16 protein-coding genes are annotated in these 20143 nt (G+C 61.6%); 3 read left to right on the top strand and 13 right to left on the bottom strand.

What is annotated here, in order from left to right:
- Positions 1-8 precede the first annotated feature (8 nt).
- From ACSHT2_RS33530 to ACSHT2_RS33500, 7 genes are all read right to left on the bottom strand, one after another.
- Entirely contained in the window at positions 9-1667 is a 1659-nt protein-coding gene (locus ACSHT2_RS33530) for a hydantoinase B/oxoprolinase family protein (RefSeq protein WP_440639307.1), read from the bottom strand.
- Positions 1668-1751: 84 nt separating this feature from the next.
- Positions 1752-3068 carry an aspartate aminotransferase family protein gene (locus ACSHT2_RS33525; RefSeq protein ID WP_440639305.1) on the bottom strand — a complete coding sequence of 439 codons (1317 nt, stop codon included), beginning with the start codon at positions 3066-3068 and terminating at the stop codon, positions 1752-1754.
- 21 nt (positions 3069-3089) lie between these two features.
- Positions 3090-3797 (bottom strand): ABC transporter ATP-binding protein, encoded by a 708-nt coding sequence (locus tag ACSHT2_RS33520; protein WP_440639303.1) that lies wholly within the window; start codon positions 3795-3797, stop codon positions 3090-3092.
- Positions 3784-4521, bottom strand: a complete 738-nt coding sequence (locus tag ACSHT2_RS33515; RefSeq protein ID WP_440639301.1) for an ABC transporter ATP-binding protein — start codon at positions 4519-4521, stop codon at positions 3784-3786. Before ACSHT2_RS33515 ends, ACSHT2_RS33520 begins: the two co-directional genes overlap by 14 nt.
- Positions 4518-5498 carry a branched-chain amino acid ABC transporter permease gene (locus ACSHT2_RS33510; protein ID WP_440639299.1) on the bottom strand — a complete coding sequence of 327 codons (981 nt, stop codon included), beginning with the start codon at positions 5496-5498 and terminating at the stop codon, positions 4518-4520. Before ACSHT2_RS33510 ends, ACSHT2_RS33515 begins: the two co-directional genes overlap by 4 nt.
- 4 nt (positions 5499-5502) lie before the next feature.
- Positions 5503-6378: a branched-chain amino acid ABC transporter permease gene (locus ACSHT2_RS33505; protein ID WP_440639297.1), complete on the bottom strand. Its 876-nt coding sequence runs from the start codon at positions 6376-6378 to the stop codon at positions 5503-5505.
- A gap of 66 nt (positions 6379-6444) precedes the next feature.
- A complete protein-coding gene (locus ACSHT2_RS33500; protein WP_440639295.1) occupies positions 6445-7548 on the bottom strand; it encodes an ABC transporter substrate-binding protein in 1104 nt (367 codons plus the stop codon).
- 229 nt (positions 7549-7777) lie between these two features.
- On the opposite strand from ACSHT2_RS33500, the gene ACSHT2_RS33495 reads away from it, so the two are divergent.
- Positions 7778-8557: an IclR family transcriptional regulator gene (locus ACSHT2_RS33495; RefSeq protein ID WP_440639293.1), complete on the top strand. Its 780-nt coding sequence runs from the start codon at positions 7778-7780 to the stop codon at positions 8555-8557.
- A gap of 1093 nt (positions 8558-9650) precedes the next feature.
- Here ACSHT2_RS33495 and ACSHT2_RS33490 read toward each other — a convergent pair.
- The 3 genes from ACSHT2_RS33490 to ACSHT2_RS33480 all read right to left on the bottom strand — a co-directional run bounded on the left by ACSHT2_RS33490 (position 9651) and on the right by ACSHT2_RS33480 (position 13916).
- Entirely contained in the window at positions 9651-10955 is a 1305-nt protein-coding gene (locus ACSHT2_RS33490; RefSeq protein WP_440639291.1) for a lysine N(6)-hydroxylase/L-ornithine N(5)-oxygenase family protein, read from the bottom strand.
- Positions 10956-10977: 22 nt separating this feature from the next.
- Positions 10978-11928, bottom strand: coding sequence for a GNAT family N-acetyltransferase (locus tag ACSHT2_RS33485; protein WP_440642986.1), 951 nt, complete (start codon positions 11926-11928; stop codon positions 10978-10980).
- Between the two features lie 290 nt (positions 11929-12218).
- Complete coding sequence (locus ACSHT2_RS33480; protein WP_440639289.1) at positions 12219-13916, bottom strand: cyclic peptide export ABC transporter; 1698 nt, start codon at positions 13914-13916, stop codon at positions 12219-12221.
- A 299-nt stretch (positions 13917-14215) separates the two neighbouring features.
- Between ACSHT2_RS33480 and ACSHT2_RS33475 the strand changes: the two genes are divergently transcribed.
- Entirely contained in the window at positions 14216-15277 is a 1062-nt protein-coding gene (locus ACSHT2_RS33475; protein ID WP_440639287.1) for a DUF2218 domain-containing protein, read from the top strand.
- Positions 15274-16128, top strand: coding sequence for an ATP-binding cassette domain-containing protein (locus ACSHT2_RS33470; RefSeq protein ID WP_440639285.1), 855 nt, complete (start codon positions 15274-15276; stop codon positions 16126-16128). The genes ACSHT2_RS33475 and ACSHT2_RS33470 overlap by 4 nt, the downstream gene beginning before the upstream one ends.
- A gap of 21 nt (positions 16129-16149) precedes the next feature.
- On the opposite strand, the gene fhuB is transcribed toward ACSHT2_RS33470, so the two are convergent.
- The 3 genes from fhuB to ACSHT2_RS33455 all read right to left on the bottom strand — a co-directional run bounded on the left by fhuB (position 16150) and on the right by ACSHT2_RS33455 (position 20140).
- On the bottom strand, positions 16150-18156 hold the full coding sequence (gene fhuB, locus ACSHT2_RS33465) for a Fe(3+)-hydroxamate ABC transporter permease FhuB (RefSeq protein ID WP_440639283.1): 2007 nt from the start codon (positions 18154-18156) through the stop codon (positions 16150-16152).
- Positions 18143-18979: an ABC transporter substrate-binding protein gene (locus tag ACSHT2_RS33460; RefSeq protein ID WP_440639281.1), complete on the bottom strand. Its 837-nt coding sequence runs from the start codon at positions 18977-18979 to the stop codon at positions 18143-18145. Before ACSHT2_RS33460 ends, fhuB begins: the two co-directional genes overlap by 14 nt.
- A 180-nt stretch (positions 18980-19159) precedes the next feature.
- A complete protein-coding gene (locus ACSHT2_RS33455; protein ID WP_440639279.1) occupies positions 19160-20140 on the bottom strand; it encodes an alpha/beta hydrolase in 981 nt (326 codons plus the stop codon).
- Positions 20141-20143: the final 3 nt, after the last annotated feature.

Here is a 20143-nt window from a genome sequence, read left to right as displayed (position 1 = left end):
GCTATCCGCTAAATCGTTGTGGGTTTGGTCGTAAGGCCCTGCACCAAGTCGGCTTCGCGCGCTTCAGCCGACCGTTGACCAGGGGGGCCCCATCCTCCGCCCCCTGAGGAGCGAACCTCGAAGCAGTCGCCGGGAAGGACTTCGATGCCGACCTCCTTGGTGCGCAGCACGCGCGGCGCGCGGCCTTGCGACACGAGTGTGTACTGATGCGGAAGCCCATCGCTTCCGCCGAGCATCCCGCATCCTCCATGCTTCGTGCCCTCGCCTGCCGTGTTCGCTCGCGCAGGCTTCGCCGTTTCCACGACGAGATCCAACGACACGCCCAGGCCACCGCGAAACTTGCCGTCCCCGCCGGAGTCCGGACGAAATTCGTGATGTCGGAAATAGAGCGGAAACCGGGCTTCGTCGACCTCGATGCTGCCAAATTTGATGCCCCCGACCGTATGCCACTCACCAATCGATGACCAACCATCGCCGGCCGACGACGCCCCTCCTCCGGGCCTGGCCTGAAACAGATGCCAGATGAAACTGCGCCCTGTCCGCGGATTCTCACCTTGGATGGCGATGCGGAATCTGCGGCTCCACCCGGCCATCGCACGATCGGGACACGACTGGGAAAGTGCCTTGACGATGGCTTCCACGATTTCATTCGAAGGATGGCTGGTGCACATCGTGACCGGACGGCCGGGATCTGCCCATACGATCGTGCCCTGTTTGGCAACGACCTTCAGCGGCCGCAGTGCGCCGGCGTTCTTGGGAATATCTGCGTCGATGAGATACGCAAACGCCATGACGACCGCAGCCTGCATATTGGCGTGCGACGAATTGACAAAGCTCGTCGACTGAGGATCCGATTCCGAAAGATCGATCTCGATGTCGCATCCCTTCTTGGTCACCTTCGCGGCGATTCTGATATCGCTTCGGCCATGACCATCATCGTCAAGATACGCTTCACCATAGAACGTACCGTCCTGCCACGTGGATAGGACTGCCCGCGTCTGTTGTTCGGCCGCGTCGAGAATTGCTTCGACCGCAGCTTCGACGACCTCTCCACCAAACTCGTCGAGCAGTCGCCTAACCCGGCGCTCGCCAAGGTGCGCCGCGCCAATCATGGCAGCAAGATCACCGCGGAAGTCGCGAGGATTCCGCACGTTAAGTGCCAACATGTCGAGCAGGTCGTCGCGAAGTTTGCCGGCCTCATAAAGACGGATCGGCGGTACCCGCAATCCCTCCTGCCAAATGTCGGTCGCACTCGGATTGTAGCCGCCGTGGGTCGCCCCGCCGATATCGCTTTGGTGCGCGCGCACGATGGTCCAGTACAGCCTCCGCTCCCCATCGAAAACTGGCACGAACGCGGTCAGATCAGGCAAATGACTGCCACCATGATAGGGGTCGTTGAGCAGCAGAACGTCCCCGGGCTTGATGTCCTTGAAGCGCTCCTCGATAGCAAGCGTTGCCCAGGACAGCGCGCCGACATGAACCGGAATATGGTCCGCCTGCGCAATCAACCGGGCATTTACGTCGCAGATACCCAGCGAGAAGTCGCGGCTGGAATTCAGGATTTGGGAGTAAGATGTACGCAGCATCGCCTCACCCATTTCGTTCACGATCGAACTCAGCCGATGCTGGACAACAGAACGGGTGATGGGATCAATCTTCGAGGTCATCGCAAGCCTGCTGATAGGAATGAGATTCTCAATCCGGCGCCACGCGAGCGACGGTCCGAACATTTCACGGTACGGGGAGCTTGATCAGCCCAACGCGGCGACCTCATCCAGGGATTCCTCGGCCGCCTTCACAATCGTGTCGACGTCAGCATCGGTCATCGGTAACGAGAGCGCCATCAGGCCATAGCTCGCGACGAATATCCCGCGATTGAGCAGCCCGGTGTTGAACACGGCTTGGCGCTTCGCTTCCGTCTCGTTCAGGTACGCTGATCGATAATCACGGACGTTACGATCAGTAAAATGAATCTTGAGAAGCGAGCCCAATCCGACTGTGGTCCCGGCAACGCCAGTCTTGCGGAAAGCCGCATTGATACCGTCGCGAACCGCGGTGCCGATCTTATCGAGCCGTGAATAGGCTGCTGTATCGAGCAGCTGCATAGCAGCAAGACCGGCGCGCATGGTTACGGGATTTGCCGAGAAGGTGCCACCATGCGGGAGCGCCGGCTTGCCGGAAGATGGATCGAACACTGCCATGAACTCCTTACCGCCGGCGATTGCCCCGACCGGGAAGCCACCGCCGATGATTTTGCCGAGAGTTGTCAGGTCCGGCTCAATACCCCAAAGTCCCTGTGCCCCCTCATAGCCGAGACGGAATGTGATGACTTCGTCGAATATAAGCAACGCGCCGACTTCCCGCGTGACCTGGCGGAGCGCTTCCAAATAAGCTCTATCCGCCGGAACCAAACCTGCGCGGTTCGGCATGGGATCGACGAGTACACAAGCGAGTTCGCGGCCATGCTCGCGGATCAAGCTTACAGCCGCCTCGACGTCGTTGAACGGAATGGTCACGACATCCGCGAGCACGTTCTCGGGCGTACCCTTGGCATAGGCTACCGATACCGGGGCGTTGCCACCCCAAGCCGCGGGTGTCGGGTCGAGGCTGACTTCAGCGTAATCATAGGAGCCGTGATAGGCCCCTTCGCACTTCGCGATCTTCGGACGACCCGTGTAGGCGCGGGCAGCCTTTAGTGCCATCATCACCGCCTCCGTGCCCGAATTGCAAAAACGGACATGATCTACCGATGGAAGCCTTGCTGCCAGCAACTCGGCGAGTTCCACTTCGGACTCCGTCGGCATGCCGAAGGCCGAGCCCAGCTCAAGTTGCCTGGTCGCCGCCTCGATCAATGCGGGATGAGCGTGTCCATGGATCAGAGACGTGAAGTTGTTGATGCAGTCGATATATTCATTGCCGTCGACATCCCGGACTCGGCACCCGGCGCCCGAAGCTGCATAGATCGGAAACGGTTTCATATAGACTGTGGTGCGCGTGTTACCACCCGGCAGGCTCTTCAGCGCTCGCTGATAGAGATCTCGCGATTGGGAATGATTGGCGGGATACATTTTGCCTCCTTGATTCTGGGTTCAACGGCCCAGATAAGCTTCGCGCACGCGCGCATTGTGCTTGAGTTCGTCTGCCGGTCCTTCGAGCACAATGCGCCCTGTTTCCAGCACATAGGCACGATCGGCGACCGAGAGCGCGAGCACCGTGTTCTGCTCCACTACCAGGATGGTCAGACCGGTCTCGCCGATGCATTTGACTTGTTCGTAAACCTCTTCGGCGAGCCGCGGCGCCAAGCCGAGCGATGGTTCGTCGAGCAACAGCAACTTCGGGCGAGCCATCAGAGCACGTCCAATCGCGAGCATTTGCTGCTCTCCGCCCGATAATGACCATCCCAGTTGTCGTCGGCGCTCCTTAAGGCGCGGAAACAATCCAAAGACGCGATCGAGATCGGCCGCAATCGACTGCCTCCAACGGCGCCAACTGACGGTCGCGAGAGTCAGGTTCTCCTCGACCGACAATCCAGGAAATATCCGTCGGCCTTCGGGCGCCTGCGCAATTCCAGCGGAGACGCGTTCGTCGGTGGGCCATCCGGCGATCGAGCGCGTTTCGAATCTGATATCGCCCGACGAGACCCGGTTGAGGCCGGAAATCGTATGTAGCAAGGTCGTCTTGCCGGCGCCATTGGCACCGATAAGTGCGACCGTTTCGCCAGCTCCGACTTGGAGAGTCACCCCTTGCAGCGCTACGATATCGCCATGTGCGACCACGAGATCGTTACACGACAGCATGAGCATATCCTTCGCCCAGATAAGCAGACAGCACGGCCGGATTTGCTTGAATCTCCGCTGGAGTTCCCTCGGCAATCTTGCAACCAAAGTTGAGAACGAAGATGCGCTCGGCGAGCCGCATGACCATCCCCATATTGTGTTCGATCAACACCACGGCGAGGCCGTGCGCCGCCCGCAACTTTCCCAGGCGATCAATCAGTTGGTCGACCTCGCCGGAATTCAGGCCGGCCGCCGGCTCGTCCAGCAAGAGGACATGCGGCCGGCAGGCCAACGCACGTGAGAGCTCAACCATTCGGCGCCGACCATACGAGAGCGACCCGATGGCTGCGTGCGCTTCGTCTGCCATCCCCATTTGCTCGATGATCTCCATCGAAACGTCGCGCAGGCCAGACTCGCTTAGGTCGCCACGTATCGCTGCACCCGTCATAACGTTTTCAAGTACGCTAAGGCGCGCGAATACCCGCCCGTGCTGAAACGTACGGCCAAGGCCGGCACGAATGCGCTTGTTTGTGGCCATGCGCGTGATCGCCTGACCCTCGAGAAGCACCTGCCCCTCATCTGGCATCGCCAGGCCAGTCAGAACGTTCAACAGAGTGGACTTTCCCGCGCCGTTAGGCCCGATAACGGCAACAAACTGCCCCTTTTTGACGGTCAGATCCACGTCCGCCAACGCAGCGAGGCCGCCATAGCGCTTGTGAATGCTTCGTGCTTCCAAGACATTCATGGCGTCGCCTCCGGAGCACGAACAGACGCGAAGGACGGACTTCTCGCTGACCGGCGGCTCAGGCGTTGGCCGAGGCCGACGAGACCCGTGGGCAGAAACACCAGAATGCAAAGCATTAGCAGGCCGAAGAAGAAGAGGTAGGCGGTACCGAGAAAGCGCAACCATTCCGGCAAAAACGTCAGCAGTACCGCTCCCAGGATAGCACCGACGATCGTGCCTTCCCCGCCGACGATCAACATGGCGAGATATGTGATCGAATGCGCGTAGGTGAAATCCTCGGGCGCGACGAATCGCACGTGCAGGGCAAACAGGCACCCGGCAACGGCGGCGCAGACCGCGGAAAGCACAAATGCTGCAATCTTGATCCGCGTCGTATCGATTCCGGTCATCTCGGACGCGATCTCGTCATCGCGCACAGCCATCATCTCGCGGCCGAGACGGGACTTGTGCAATGCGGCCGCCGTTGCGGCGATCAGCGCGAGGACTATAAGTGCAAGCCACAGGAATTGATGCTCCCCGGAGAAGCTGAGCGAGCCAAGCGCCAATCCCGGGATTCGCGCGATTCCGTTAGTCCCGCCTGTCATCGCGATCCAGTTCGATGTCACGATATAGAACGACACATTGAGGCCGAGCGTCGCCAGTGCCAGATAGTGCCCGCGCAAGCGAAGCAGTGGATACCCAATCAGGCCGGCAGAAATGGCTGTCGCCGCGATCGCTACTGGCGCCGCGAGCCACGGTGACCATCCCCAAGTGGTAGTTAGTATGGCCAAGCCATAGCCGCCCATGCCAACAAAGGCCGCATGACCAAGCGAGATCAAACCGGCATAGCCAAAGGCAAAGTTGAGCCCGATCACCGCTACTGCGGAGATCAGCGACAGGTTCAACAAGCGAAGATGATATTCCGGCAAAACGATACCGGAGAGCCCGCCGAGCACAATGATCGCTGCCGCGATCTTCAGGGGAACACGCATCGCCATCCCGTCAGCCTCGATCCTGAATTTTTTCGCCGAACACGCCTTGCGGACGCACCAGCAAGAAAGCGATCATTATGCCGAAGGAGATCAGATCCTTGTACGCAGACGAGACGTACGATGCTCCGAGGACCTCACTCAAGCCGACGAACAGGCCGCCCACGATAGCCCCCGGCAGACTTCCAAAGCCACCGATGATGGTCGCGGCGAAGGCCTTCAACGCGATCGGATCGCCCATGTTGACGTCCGCGAACCACATCGGTCCGAGCATTAATCCCGCGACGCCCGCGAGTACCGCCGCGAGGATCCATGATAACGCCAGCAGGCGGTTGACTTTGAGCCCCATCAACTTGGCGGCCTGCACATCCTGTGCGACGGCTCGCATTCCCACGCCAACCGAAGTACGGTTGAAGAGAAACCATAGCCCAGCGACCATCCCCGCGGTCACCGCGACCACCGCCAACGCATGCGTGGAAATGATCGCGCCCCCAAGAGAAACCGCGCTGTCTTCGACGGGAGACGGCAGACGGAACGGCCACGATCCAAAAGACAGCAACGCGGCGTTCTGCATCGTGATGCTGACGGCAACGGTCCCGATGATGATCGTCACGACCGAACCGCGCCGCAGAGGCAGATAAACAGAGACAAAGAACAAAGCCCCGAACAGCGCCATGATGAGGAGCGCCGCACTATATGCAAACGGCCAGGGCAGCTGAGCGTTGACGAGCGTCGCAACTCCGGCGAACGTTCCGAACATTACGAATTGACCGGCAGCGAAATTGACCACGCCGGTAGCAGAGTAAACGATCACGAAGCCGACTGCAGCGAGCGCGTAGACGCTGCCGATCGCCAGACCGTTGATGAGGAGCTGAACGAAGTCCGCCATGGCGTTCCTGCACGATCCCGGTCTGCGGCCGACTTGTCGAACCGCAGACCACTTCGCTTCAAATAATCAGTTGAGCGAGACAGGCTGGACGAGCTCCAGGGTCTTGGTGCCCGCCTTTGCCTTCACGACGGCAAGGTCGCGAACGCCATTGCCTTTGTTGTCGTACGAGTAGACGTGCCCAATGCCCTGCCACCCCTTGACCGAGGACAGCCACTCGCGCAACGCTTTCGGGTCGGTTCCGGCCTTGCGCATGCCGTCCGCCATCAGCATAGCACCGTCATAATACGCGAGCCCGTACGGATCTGGATCAACCCCGAACTTCGACTTGAAGCGCTCCACGTAGTCCTTCATCCGGCCGCCGACGCTGACGTCCATGAAGGCATCGACCACTCCCCAGACCCCCTCGAGATCTGCCGGCGAAAGAAGCTGCGTCGCCGCGGGCACCAGTGCAGCGGAGGACGTAACCAGCGGCATCTTGAAGCCGAGTTGCTTCGCCTGGCGAAGGACCAGCGCGCCATCTTGCGGATAATTGAAGATCAGAATGGCATCCGCGCCTTTGTTGCGGAGACTGAGGAGCTGCGCGGAGAAGTCCTTGTCGTTCTGGCCATAGGCTTCCATGCCGGCGACCGCGATCCCGGCGGCCTCGAAGCGCTTGGCGGCAGTCTGCGCACCGCCCTGACCAAAGTCGTTCTGAATGTAGAGAATTCCGGGCTTCTTCGCCTTGATGACGTCGACTGCGGCCTTCACCATTCCTTCGGCCGACACGCTGTCGGCCGGACGGATGCGGAACATCCATTCATTGCCGTTATCGGCCACGACGTCGGCACCGCCCGCATACATCGCCGGCACTTGAACTTTGCTTAGCTCGGGCGCCGTTGCGAGATTCTGCGTGGAGTAGCTCGACAGAAAAAAGAATGCGGGCTTGGTTTCCTGGGCCAGCTTCACGAATGCGTTGACCGCAGTTCCGTTGGACGCCTGCGTGTCCTCGAACACGATCTTGATCTTGCGACCGTTGATGCCCCCCGCCTTGTTGATGTCCTCTTCGGCCATCGAAAGGGAGTTTTGATACTGTTTGCCCGTCAGCGACAACGGTCCCGTCATCGGGACGGTAGCGCCAATCACGATGGGACTGCCCTGCTGAGCTTGAGCTACACCGACGAACGACAGCATCGCCGCTCCGATCGTCACGCTGAGAACAGCCTTCCGCGTAATCTTCATGTCGCCTCCTAGAATGAAATACCCTTGTCCATCGCACCCAATGGAGTCTCACGGGGCTTGACAGAAGTTCCGTTTTCCGGAACATAATCCCGAATAACGAAACGGTAAACGGCATCCTCGTCTGGAGTCAAGCCGTTGATTTTTGCTTGCGCCGCACAAAAATTGATCGGATCACATGCAGATGGATGACAATTCGCCCGGCCCGCTGGCTCGATACATCGACGTGCTCGAAGTGATTGCCGCCTTCCCCGGCACGATCACGCTCGCCGACGTCTCATCGATTCTCGAACTCCCCAAGACAACCGCACATCGACTGCTGAAGGGGCTGGTTCGATCGGGACTTGCAGTCGAAGCGGAAGCAGGACGCACCTATTCCGTGGGCGATAGGCTAACGCGCTTGCTTCACGCGAGCGCGGACGATGGCTGGTACGCCTCGCTCGCCGGCCCCCATATTCATGCATTGACGGAGGCGACGACCGAGACTTGCTATCTCGCACGCCTCGTCGGGTCGCGCGTACTGGTAGCCGTTTCATATTCGCCCGATGTGAGGTGGCGCGGATATGTTCAGCCAGGAATCGAGATGCCCGTGAATGCCGCAGCGACTGGCAAGGCCATCATGGCATTTCAGAGCAAAGAACTGATCGCTGAAGCTCTCTCAAATGAGCTTCCCAAGCCGACCGTCAATTCACACACCAGCCGAAAGTGGATTGATCAGGAGTTCGCGAAAGTCAGAAGATTGGGTTACGCCACCTGTATTGGGGAGATCGACGAAGGACTTGCGGCGCTTGCGGTCCCCGTCACGCTTTCGGATGGCACGGTTCTCCAATCGGTAGGCATGACTGGGCCGCTTGAGCGTATCATGAACAAGCAGATGGAGGATCGACTTGCGGCTCTACGGAAAACTGCAGCGGCTCTCTCGAAAGCGCTATCCCGAGGAATGGTTGTGAATGGTCGGCGTTGAGACGTCGTCCTCTCGACCTTCTTCAAGTGCCAAGTCGATCGTTCTTGTACCGAGGCGTTTGCGATAAGGAGAAACAACGATTACTGCTCTTCCGAACGGAAGAGCATCGGAACGCAAAACGGCAGATGACGCTATCGAGACTCTCGTTGACGTCGCGCGTGCGATGCCCATGAAAGGCCAGCCAGTCCTCGATCCGGCGCACGCTCGAACGTCCGAAGCCCGGCTGTGCCAGGAGCTCGGCCCGAGTATGGAGCGACGCAATCTCGAGAAGGTAGTACATGCGCGTCGATGGCTCTCTGCCGACCAGCCCCGCAAGCGGGCTATGAACCAATATGCCGGCAATTCGCTCCGGCAAATGGCTGTGGCTTTGCTTGAGAACGAAGGCCTTTCTCACGTGAGTTCCACCCGAACCTGCAAACATTCCAAAGAGCGTTCTAAGAACACCTCTAGCAGAGCAGCACAGCCTTGTCTCAGGTATGCACGCCTCGGTTGATTTCGATTAGATAAGTTCTAGATCGGAGAACCTCCAAATCGACATCGGGACACGCCAGAGTTTGTTCATCGAACATGCGGATGAACAGAGATGAGGCAGCTGGGGACGGAATGTAGACCATTTGCACGTACGTTATCGATCCAGCTTGCAAGCGAGACTTTCGTTTGATCAGTCGCCGTCAAATCTGACGCCCCGCTCAATCAATTGCCCTGCGATGCCTGTCGGGTCCATGCATTCGGGGTCCGGCTGACTTCCGGAATTCGCAGGAGATTTACTTGTGGCTGGGCGCGACGCATAACTCGCGAAGCGAGGCGCTTGGTAGCGACGCGACACTCCGTGTCGATGAAGCCAAGATTCTGCTCAACGCCAAAAAACTCCAAGCGTCTGGCCCGATTTCGTCACGTAGAAGTTCGACCGAGCTATCCTGCCGCACACGCCGGCGCGCGCCTCCTGACTGGGAGCCATGGCAAGGCAGCCGGCAGAACAATGGCGCGTCATGGCCTCTGGCTAAGCGCGAAGAGATCAGGATGAATCGTCATCGCGCTTTAGGTTCTTGTTCGAGCATGAGCTTTACGGAAAGCCGCTGCACACTTCTCCGTATCATGCTCTAGCGATGAGCTCCCGGCGCGAAATTGTCGAAAGCAATGACTCCGCAATTTCCTGGGACCGCACGGCAAGAACCGAGAGCAGCGTATCGCTCAAGCCGTGAGAGGATTCCGAATACCCTTGGAGATGGATCTGCGGTCGGAACGCCGGGCTGGTGACGAGCCTGTAACTGCGATCGAGCGCGCCATCGCGAATGTAGCAACCGAGCGGCTCGAGAAACCGGTGCGGAGTTTCCCTGTCGTATCCCGTTGCCAGGATCACGACGTCATAGGTCGAACGACGGCTTTCGCCACGGAATTTGTCGGCCAGGCCGATTTCGATGCCGTGCGGTCCCGGATCGACGTTCGTGATCTCGCTGCGTGGTCGCAATGCGATCGCTTCATCGCCACCGATGCGCTGCTGATAAAGCAGGCGGTAGAGCTGGTCCAGCAGGTCGGAATCGACCACGGCATAGTTCGTATTCCGGAAGTTGCGCACGATTGCGTCCCGCCGCTCGGCAGGCTGGCCGTAGACAAAGTCTGTATAGTTGGGGTTGAATATCTCGTTGACGAAGGGGCTGCTGTCGGACGGCTTAAGGGCATGGCCACGAAAGATCAGATCGATATGCGCCTCGGGACATCGGTCATGGAGGTCGACCGTCACCTCGGTCGCGCTTTGTCCGCCACCGATGACGGCCACGCGCACGGCCCGACCGCGCGGGACGACGTGCTCGACCACGTCGAGATAGCGGCTGGAATGCAGCAGCCTGCGGTCGCCAGTGGCCTTGGCAAACACCTGCGGGACATAGGGCTGCCCTCCCACCGCAACCACGAGATTTCGGGCAAGGCGCACGGTCTCTCCGCCGGTGAGCGAGCGTGAATGCACCCGCAACGACGTCACCGTCTGCCCCGCCGTCACCGGCTCGATGGCAACGATGGTTTCGCCGTAAGCGGCCTGCGATTTGAAATGGCTGGCTACCCACTGGAGGTAGTCATTGAACTCGACGCGGCTCGGATGGAACGTCCGGCAATTGATGAAATCCAGCAAGCGGCCACGCTTGTGCAGATAATTCACGAAGGTGAAGGGACTGGTCGGATCGCGCAAGGAGACCAGATCCTTGAGAAACGATATCTGCATGTCGCTGCCTGGGAGCAGCATGCCGCCATGCCACGTGAAGTGCGGCTGCTTCTCCACGAACAGGGGCGCGCATTTCAGGCGCGATCGCTTCGCGCATTCGTCCAATGCGATGGCGAGCGCGAGGTTGGAGGGCCCGAATCCAACGCCGATGACGTCGTGCTCGATCGCAAGTTGATGAGACATGAAGCCGCACTCCGCTCGCGCCTTAGGACGACATCGCTGGACCGGCGGCTGCCGGAAGCCAGAGCCGATCGCCGAAGAAGCGCTCGCGCAACAGCATCACCAGGGTCGCGCGTTTGTGGGGAAAGTCGAAATTTTTGATCTTGGCAAACCCCGAGCGTTCGAGATTGCGAAGCTGCTGGGAATGCGCGGCCGCCGGCTCCCCGACGATCCGCTGCGTACGGCAATCGTCGAGGAACATGTAGTGCATTAGCGAAGGAAGCCACGCGCTGATGTAACGACCGCCGCGAAAGGCATCCTCGCCCACGACCACGTGCCATCCCCGGTCGTAGTCGCCGGCATCATAGAACGGCGCGATGCGATTTTCCTTGGCCCAATAGAGCTCGAAATAGCCGAACGGCTCATCGCCAAAGAAGCCGATCAGCGGCAGCATATGAGGATCGGCCAGGATGCCGGCCAGATATCGTCGATGCTTCTCGAGATCGCCCGCCTCGTTCCAGAACGCGTCGACGCGGGGGTCATTCATCCAGCGATGCAACATATGGAGATCATTTTCCAGATCGGCCACGCGAAACGAGATGACCTGCGACAGCCAGGGGATGAACCGGCCATACACTTTTCCCGTCGGCTTTGCGGCGCGTCGCGGGTGCCGCCGGCCGTCCGTCATGACGTGGAGTTGCGGAAATGACGGTCGTCCGGGGTTCACCAGCCAATTGTCCCGTCGCTGCATGACCAGCTCGGGAAGCAACACCAATTGTCCCTCGGACATGAAGGCAAGGCCGCTATCCATCAGCTCCCGCGCAAGCGATGATCCATGACTGAAATCCAGCACGAGTCGATCAGCGCTCGGACGCCAGGCGAACAGCGCTTCGGCCGACGCCGACAAGGCCCGGGCCGCAAGCTGATCGTCTTTCGGCGCATTCAGGACCTCGAGGTGATCGACTTGCTCATGAAGACGTAGCTCCAACGCCGTCATATCGTCGGCGACGACGCGAAGGCGATCGCCCTCCTGGAAAACGGTGAGAGCGGAACATGGGCCAACCGGAAACGCACGAGGCCCGGTCCCGGAATCCGAAGCCTTGTTCATCCGGCCCTCGCATCTCGATCATCGCTGACGCGTGGTGTAAATCACTCGCCTACAGGCTGACAAGGAATGCACGCACACGCAGATTAGATTCTCTACAAATCTGACGACCTGTGGCAAAACGGATCGCATGTTTTCGTCCGCATGCGACCGAAAAGCATCCGCGGCTCGCTACAATATGTCTAAAGCGGCGCGTCGGTTGGAATTGGGGAAGCACCCGCAACGTTGTCGGTCCTCGCCTCGCTTGCGACGATCTTGCCTTCGCGCAGCCGCACCAGATGATCCGCGATCCCGAAATAGCGATCATCGTGGGAAATCACGATGATGGTTTTTCCGAGACGCTTCAGGTCGGGCAGCAACTCCGTGTAGAAGATGTGCCGGAAGGCCGGATCCTGATCCGCGGCCCACTCGTCGAACACGAGAACGGGCCTTTCCTCGAGCCAGGCATTCATCAGGGCCAATCGCTTGCGCTGTCCGGTCGACAGATCCGTCGTCGTGAACACACCGTTCTCGACGGAGACCTTGTGCGCGACCTCCAACCGCTGGAGGTAGCGCTCCGCAACATCGGGAACCACGCCCTCGCCACGTATGAGATCCTCGAACAGATAGTAGTCGGAAAAGATGGTCGTGAAGAGCTGGCGGTAATCGTCCCGCGTCTCCGTCAGGACGGGCGAGCCGTCGCGAAGCACGGTGCCGCCATGAGGAGCATATAGGCCCAGCAGCAGCTTGATGAGAGTCGTCTTTCCGCTTCCATTCTGCCCCACGATGAAGACGATTTCTCCCTGCCGGACAACCAGATCAACCGGCCCAAGGACAAAGGGGTCACTGCCCGGCACAGCGCGAAAAGCATAGGTCACGCCGCGAAGCTCGATGGATTCGATTGCAGTCTTTCCCGGCGGAGCGGGAGCAGAGGCCAGAAGATTGTGCTCGGGGGTCGAGAACTGCTCCGAGAGTTCCGCAATGCGGCGCATCGCGACCTGGGCGCGGCCAAGCGCCGGCAGGATACCGATGACCTGATCGATGGGTCCGCGCATGTAGAGCAGGACCAGCACGAAGCCACTGGACACTGCGGCGGGGCTGTCGGGCCAAAGGAACGGACGCAAGGTCAGCGCCACGCCGACTACGACAAAAAACAGCATCGTGCCGAACGCCCGCGCCGTCACGAACAGATTGATCGACCTGATCTGCACCGAGCTTATCCGGTCGACGGTCTGCCGGAGTTGCTCGGCATAGACGCGCCAACGGCGGGCGCGGTTCAGACGCAGTTCCTTGGCGCCCTCGGCGATCGCCCGATACTGCTTGTGCAGCTGATCCTCCGCATCGCGCGCCACGTTGAAGCCGTGGACGCCTCGCGTCCTTGCATATCCATGCGCCAGCGACCCCAGAACGATGACGGCTCCCGTGATCAGGAACAACGGCCACGACAGCACGGCCAGGTAAACCATGCAGCCGAGCGCGATCACGAGCGAGACGAAAAAAGACGAAAAGAAGAACGCGAAATCGCTGATCGTGTCGACGTCCTGCGTGAGAACCGGGATCAGGCGATGGGTCCGGTAGATTTCGAGCTGATCGATGGGCGCGGCCAGGATCCTGGCGGCCAGCGACTTGCGAAGCTCGGCGATGATCCGCTGTCCGACGTAGTTGGCGCTGACATCGGCGCCGATCGACCCGATCAAGATCAGGAGGCACAGGCCGGCAAATGCGAGAAGCAGCGTGACGACGTCGGCCTGCGTGGCATAGAGCCCTTTATTGACGACTGCGAGCAACGCCGCGACGCTGGCGCCGCCAACCAGACCCATAACGATGCCCCCGACCACGATCGGCCAGTAAGGCCGCAGGAGGTGCAGGATCTGCGCCATCAGGCCGCTGGGTGAATTCATGATGAGAGCCGCGCTGGAGGAGACCTGAAGCGAACCTATACGGCCCGTCGCCATCAGAACAAGCCGTGCCGACGTGATGCGAATACATGATGGCAGCACCACACTTCCAGCGCTTATTTTCTCTGCTCTTTCGATGGATTCTAATTTGGGATCGGCAATGCCTTTAATATGATATGGGTAGTATCGCTTCTGCATCGCAGCCGGCGAGCGAACAGGATTTTGATCCAGCGCCTTGCTGCGACCTCCGGACATCGAAGCGCTTGCAGGCCAGCATCGGGCAGGCCCGATGGAGAATGACTTTGGACCCGCTTATCTCCGAAACCCGCATCGCGCTTCCCGATGCCGCCGGCCTCGCTGCGCGGATGATCGATCATCTGGCCGAGCATGACATCGCCTTCGAGAACCGGGACGGCCTCATGGTGGCGAAACTGCCATTCGGCACCAGTTCCCTCGCCGTCGAACCCGATGCGCTCAAGATCCGCGTCGAGGCCGACGACAAGGGCAATCTGGAGATGTTGCGCTCGGTCGTCGCCTCGCATGTGATCGAGTTCGCAGGCGACATCGCCTTAACCATCGTTTGGTCCGGTCACGAATCCGACGGCGGCACGCTGGCGAACTTCCGCGAGGTTCGGCTGAAGGCCGCGATCACCCTGACGCCGCACATGCGGCGGCTGACCTTCACCGGCGACGACATCGCCCGTTTCGTGAATGACGACGAATTGCACGTGCGGCTGTACTTCCCGCCCGAAGGACTCGCCAAGCCAGAATGGCCGTGGCCCGCGCTGGACGGACGTATCCTTTGGCCGGAGCCCGACCGCAGGCCCGCGACCCGCTATTACACCATCCGCCGCATCGACTTGCAGACCCGCGAGATCGATATCGATTTCGTGGTTCATGATCATGCCGGTCCGGGCTCGGCCTTCGCCGTCAACGCAAAGGCCGGCGCCATCTGCGGCATGGCCGGCCCACTCGGCCGCGGCATTCGTCCGGCGCGCTGGTTGCTTCTGGCGGGCGACGAAACTGCCCTGCCCGCCATCGCGCGAACTCTCGAGAAGCTGCCGGCGACGGCAACGGGTCAGACCTTCATCGAGGTTGCCGATCGAAGCGAGGAAGTTCCGCTGGTCGCGCCGAGCGGCGTAGCGATCCGCTGGCTGCATCGCGCGGACCGTCCGGCCGGAACGACGCAGCTCCTGATCGACGCCGTCAAGGCCGTGCAATGGCCCGACCATGGCGAGGTCTTCGCCTGGGTCGCGTGTGAGGCGCAGGCGCTGAAGGCGCTGCGAAACCATTTGCGCGACGAGCGAAAGCTCTCCCGCGATCAGCATCTGGCCGTCGCCTACTGGAGCCTGCGCCAACCATGACGTTCCAAAACGCGCAGACGGACAAAAGCACGCTCGCCGCGCCGATCAGCACCACGCAGGCCTTACAAAATGTACCCACCTCGTTGTTCGAGCTCGACCAGGTCGGCTTCGCGGTGGCTGGGCGCGCGCTGCTCGAACCGCTCACCCTGTCCCTTCCCGCGCGCAGCGTCGTCGGACTGATCGGGCATAACGGCTCCGGCAAGTCGACTTTGCTGAAACTGTTGGCACGGCAGCAGCCAAGCTCGTCGGGAACAATCCGTTTCGAAGGCCGCGCGCTGCGCATGTGGAGCGATCGGGACTATGCCCGCAAGGTCGCCTATCTGCCGCAGCAGACGCCGCCTGCCGCCAGCATGCTGGTCAAGGAGCTGGTTGCACTCGGCCGCTATCCCTGGCACGGCGCGCTCGGCCGGTTCGGCGATATCGACCGCGAGAAGGTCGAAAGCGCCATGGCGTTGACCCATATCGAGCCATTCGCGGACCGCCTGGTCGACACGTTGTCCGGCGGAGAGCGCCAGCGGGCCTGGATCGCCATGCTGGTGGCGCAGGATGCCGAGTGCCTGCTGCTCGACGAGCCGACCTCGGCGCTGGACATCGCCCATCAGATCGAGGTGCTGTCGCTGGTCAAGCAACTCGCCCGCGAGCGCAATCTCGGCGTGGTCGTGGTGCTTCACGACGTCAACATGGCCGCCCGCTTCTGCGACGAGATCATCGCGCTCCATTCCGGGAAGCTGATTGCCCGCGGGAAGCCGGACAAGATCATGACGCCCGCCGAGCTCGAAAACATCTACGGCATTCCGATGGGCGTGATGCCGTCGCCGGATCACGGCCATCTCATCAGCTTCGCGCGGTAAGCGGCGTCGCTTGGGCCGCAGTCATCGCCGCTGTGGCCGCAGCAGCCAGATGAGGTAGGGTCCGGCGAGCATCATGGCGAAGATACCGGCGGGCAACTGGAACGGAAATATCACCACGCGTCCGGCCCAATCCGCCGTGACCATCAGAATCGCCCCGATCAACGCGGCCAGCGCCGCCTGATGCAGCGCACGCTGCGCGCCCATCATCCGCGCCATGTGCGGAGCGATGAATCCAACCAGACTCAGAAGACCCACCATCAGCGTCGCCGTCGCGGTCAGCAATGCCGTGAGCAGCATGATGATAATACGGCTTCTCGCCAGCGAGATCCCCACCGAACGCGCCGCCGCCGGTCCGAGCGGCAGGATGTCGAGCCAGCGCGACAGCAGCGGCACCATGATCAGCAGAACGAACGCCGCGGCAGCGAGGACCGCGGCCTCGGCCGGACCGATCTGGTAAAGCGACCCGGTCAGCAACGACAGCAGCGTGCCGATCCGCGGATCGCCCGTCGCCAGCGCCATGGCGATGATCGCGCCGAACGCCGCGCTCATGGCGACCCCGGCCAGGAGCACGCGCTCCGGACTGAACTCGGACCGCCGGCTGAACAGCAGCACCAGCGCCAGCACGATGAAGGCGCCGATGCCGGCCGCCGCAATCTGCGCCAGCCGCGTGTGCGTGGGAAAGAGATAGAGCAGAACGATCACGCCCATCGCGGCGCCATAGCTGATGCCCATGACCTCCGGCGCGGCCATCGGATTGCCGGTCATCCGTTGCAGCAGGGTGCCGGCGACCGCCAGCGTCGCGCCTGCGGCCAGCGCCGACACCACGCGCGGCCCGCGCCACGGCCAGAATTCCTGCAAGCCCGACAGACCACTCCAGCGCCAGCCGTCGGCGCCTACGCCAAGGGCGAGTGCGATCCAGACGACGAGCAGCAGCAAGACAAGAGCGAACAGCATCACGCGCAGGGGATGATCGAGACGTGACGGAGCGGATGGCGTGAGATCTCCCATCGGCATGGCAGCCCGCAGCCGTGGCAGCAACAGGAGCAACATTGGCGCGCCGATCAGGGCCGTCACCGCACCGGCCGGCATTTCGCGATAACCGGGCGGAATCAACAGCACGAGCTGATCTGTCAGCCACAGCAGCAGGGCACCGCAAAGTGGCGCCCAGATCAGGCGGTCGCGAAAGCGACGCGCGCCCGACAGCATGACGATGGCAGGCGCGGACAAGCCGACGAATCCCATGACGCCGACGACGCTGACGACCGAAGCGCTGAGCGCGATCGCAATAACGAGCGCGAAGACCCGCGCTCTCGTCAATCCGAGGCCCAGATTGCGCGCGGTCTCGTCGTCGAAGCCGAGCAGGGTCAGCGGGCGAACCATCAACGCGATCAGGACGATCGAAATCAGGAGCCGCGGCGCCAGGAACGTGACGTTGCTCCAGTCCTGCTGATTGAGGAAACCGGCCCCCCAGATGAACAGCCCGATCAGATATTCGTGGTTGAGCAGCACCAGCGCCTGGGTGGTCACGGCGCAGTAATAACTGACGATCAGTCCCGCCAGCACCAGGACGACGGGCGACAGCGCACGTTTCCAGGTCAGCCCGAATACGCAGAGGAATGCAGCGAACCCGCCGAACGCCGCAATCCACTCCCGGCCAAAGGCAAGCAGCGACGGCGCCCACAGGGTCGTCAAAGCCAGCGCGAGATATGCGCCGTTCAGGACACCGAGAGTGCTCGGTTCAGCCAGCGGATTGCGCAGCACCTGCTGACAAACGGTGCCGGCGAGACCGAGCGCTGCGCCGGCCAGCAGCGCCACTGCGATGCGAGGAAACACGGTGTAGTGCACGAGCATCTGCTGCGGATCGGTGATCTCGGGCCGCCACAACACAGGCAACCAGGCGCTCGCGGGCAGATATCCGGACAGGTTCCGCCAGGTGAGCGCGGCCGCGGCCGCCACCAGCAGCCCGATCAGCATCGCCGGATGCATGTCGAAGCCGGACCGGGCCGGCAGCGCGTCAACCTTGCTCATGGCTTTCCCGCGGCAACCGTTCGGCGAGAAGACGAGCGAAACGCTCGGCCGCCGGCACGCCGCCATAGAAGAACTGATTGTCCAGGATCGTCAGCCGGTGCGATCGAAGCGACGGCAGGGTCCGGAGCACCGGGCTTGCCCTCAGCAAGGCCTCGACGTCGGCGACCCGCGAGGTCATCAGGACCAGCCGCGCATCCGGTACCGCGGCGAACACTTCGAGCCCTACGCTGGTATATCCCCATGGGCCGCTCTGTCCGGTAAAGGAATTCTTCAATCCGAACTGGTCGAGCACCTCCTGATAGAGGCTGTTCGGACCGAACACGAGCGCGCGGTTACGCGCGATCTCGCTGACGAGATAGAGCGGCTTGCCACCACGGTCGCGGAGCCGCTCACGGTACCCGGCCATGGCGACATCGAAGCGGACGAAATAGGATTCGCACGCCGACTGCACCCCGAGGCGCTTCGCGAGCTCCATCGTCGAACGTCGCGCCGTGTCGAGAGGACGCCCACCGGGCCTGAAGATCGTGAACATCTCGACCGGTGCGATCAGCTTGAGCCGGGGTATGGCGGCGGCGATGCTGGGATCGATGACGATGATGTCAGGGGCGAAGCTCTGTAGCAGCTCGAGATTTGGCTCCGAGCGCAGGCCGATCTCCTGAACGGCGGAGGGGACAGCCGGCTCGACGACGAGCCGGCCATAGCGCTCGATCTCCGGAATCACCAGCGGCACGACGCCGAGCGCCAATATCGTCTGGGCACAGGCCCAGCCCAGCGCGGCGATCCGGGGCCCGGACGGCGAGCCGCTGGTTTGGGCAAATGCCATCGGCCATGCACCCGTGAGCGCCGTGCCTCCGATGGCCGCGCCCGCGCGGAGAAGCGCGCGGCGGGATAGCCCGTGGTCTGGGACGAACGTGCTCATGGGATACGGTTCAGGAACTCCCGGCCGAGAGGGCGCGGGACGACGACAGCCATGACATACCCTCGTTCGCGCTGCATTTCCATATCAAGCTGCCCTTTCGCCAGCGGCACGAAATGCATTGGCCAGCGCCTGCCCGATCGCCGCCCTCGCTTGCAAGGCATCGGCCACGACATTCCCCATGCGCAGGAATTCATGGATCATGCCGGGATAGACTTGCAGATCGACCGGAACGCCGGCCGCCTCTAACCGCGCCGCATAGGCGCGCCCTTCATCCGCTAGGGGATCGAACTCCGCGAGCACGATGAACGCAGGAGCCAAGCCCGATAGATCGTCCGCAGCAAGGGGCGCGAAGCGCCAATCGTCGCGATCTGAATCATCGCGGAGATACTGCCGGAAGAACCAGTCGACGGTGCTGCGCTCCAGGAGATGGCCGGTACCATATCGTTCGTAGGACGCGGAGGTCTGCCGCGAGCTGAGGCCGGGATAGGCGAGAACCTGAAGCACCGGCTTCGGAAGACTCTCGTTTGTCTTTGCCTCGATCGCGAGCGCGGCGGCGAGTGTCCCGCCAGCGCTGTCACCGCCTACGGCCACGCGGCGCGTATCGAGCCCGATCGCGCGGCCTTCGCGGCCGATCCAGGCCAGCGCATCAGCCGCATCCTCGAAGGCAGTTGGAAATTTGTGCTCCGGGGCAAGCCTGTAGCCGACCGACAGCACCGCGGCGCCACTGTCCTCGGCGAGACCGCGGCACAACGGCTGATGCGAATCAAGGCTGCCGACAACGAACCCGCCGCCGTGCATATAGAGAAGGACTGGAACCGGCTTGCGATCGCTCGGCGCCGCTCTCGCGTAGAGCCGCGCTTCGATCGTCGCGCCATCCCGCGTACGCAGCGACATACGGCGCTCGTAGCCAAGCGCGGGCGGATCGACATCGAGCAGCGGCGAGGACGCATCGAAATCGGCCCGCGCCTGCACGGCGGTCAATTGCGAAAACGGAATGCGCAGACCGCTCTCGGTGCCGGCCTGCACCATCTCGAGCAATGCGGCGATATCTGGATCAAGACTCAAGGG

The sequence above is a fragment of the Bradyrhizobium sp. PUT101 genome, from assembly GCF_052043945.1.
In the GTDB taxonomy this organism is placed as follows: domain Bacteria; phylum Pseudomonadota; class Alphaproteobacteria; order Rhizobiales; family Xanthobacteraceae; genus Bradyrhizobium.
This window is presented reverse-complemented; position numbering and strand designations above follow the sequence as displayed.

Coding starts and splice junctions, on each gene's coding strand:
- ACSHT2_RS33495 (WP_440639293.1), top strand. CDS start 7,778: ATGGATGACAATTCGCCCGGCCCGCTGGCTCGATACATCGACGTGCTC.
- ACSHT2_RS33500 (WP_440639295.1), bottom strand. CDS start 7,548: ATGCTGTCGTTCGTCGGTGTAGCTCAAGCTCAGCAGGGCAGTCCCATC.
- ACSHT2_RS33510 (WP_440639299.1), bottom strand. CDS start 5,498: ATGGCGATGCGTGTTCCCCTGAAGATCGCGGCAGCGATCATTGTGCTC.
- ACSHT2_RS33490 (WP_440639291.1), bottom strand. CDS start 10,955: ATGTCTCATCAACTTGCGATCGAGCACGACGTCATCGGCGTTGGATTC.
- ACSHT2_RS33460 (WP_440639281.1), bottom strand. CDS start 18,979: ATGGCATTTGCCCAAACCAGCGGCTCGCCGTCCGGGCCCCGGATCGCC.
- ACSHT2_RS33515 (WP_440639301.1), bottom strand. CDS start 4,521: ATGAATGTCTTGGAAGCACGAAGCATTCACAAGCGCTATGGCGGCCTC.
- ACSHT2_RS33520 (WP_440639303.1), bottom strand. CDS start 3,797: ATGCTGTCGTGTAACGATCTCGTGGTCGCACATGGCGATATCGTAGCG.
- ACSHT2_RS33470 (WP_440639285.1), top strand. CDS start 15,274: ATGACGTTCCAAAACGCGCAGACGGACAAAAGCACGCTCGCCGCGCCG.
- ACSHT2_RS33485 (WP_440642986.1), bottom strand. CDS start 11,928: ATGACGGCGTTGGAGCTACGTCTTCATGAGCAAGTCGATCACCTCGAG.
- ACSHT2_RS33525 (WP_440639305.1), bottom strand. CDS start 3,068: ATGTATCCCGCCAATCATTCCCAATCGCGAGATCTCTATCAGCGAGCG.
- ACSHT2_RS33480 (WP_440639289.1), bottom strand. CDS start 13,916: ATGAATTCACCCAGCGGCCTGATGGCGCAGATCCTGCACCTCCTGCGG.
- ACSHT2_RS33530 (WP_440639307.1), bottom strand. CDS start 1,667: ATGACCTCGAAGATTGATCCCATCACCCGTTCTGTTGTCCAGCATCGG.
- ACSHT2_RS33505 (WP_440639297.1), bottom strand. CDS start 6,378: ATGGCGGACTTCGTTCAGCTCCTCATCAACGGTCTGGCGATCGGCAGC.
- fhuB (WP_440639283.1), bottom strand. CDS start 18,156: ATGAGCAAGGTTGACGCGCTGCCGGCCCGGTCCGGCTTCGACATGCAT.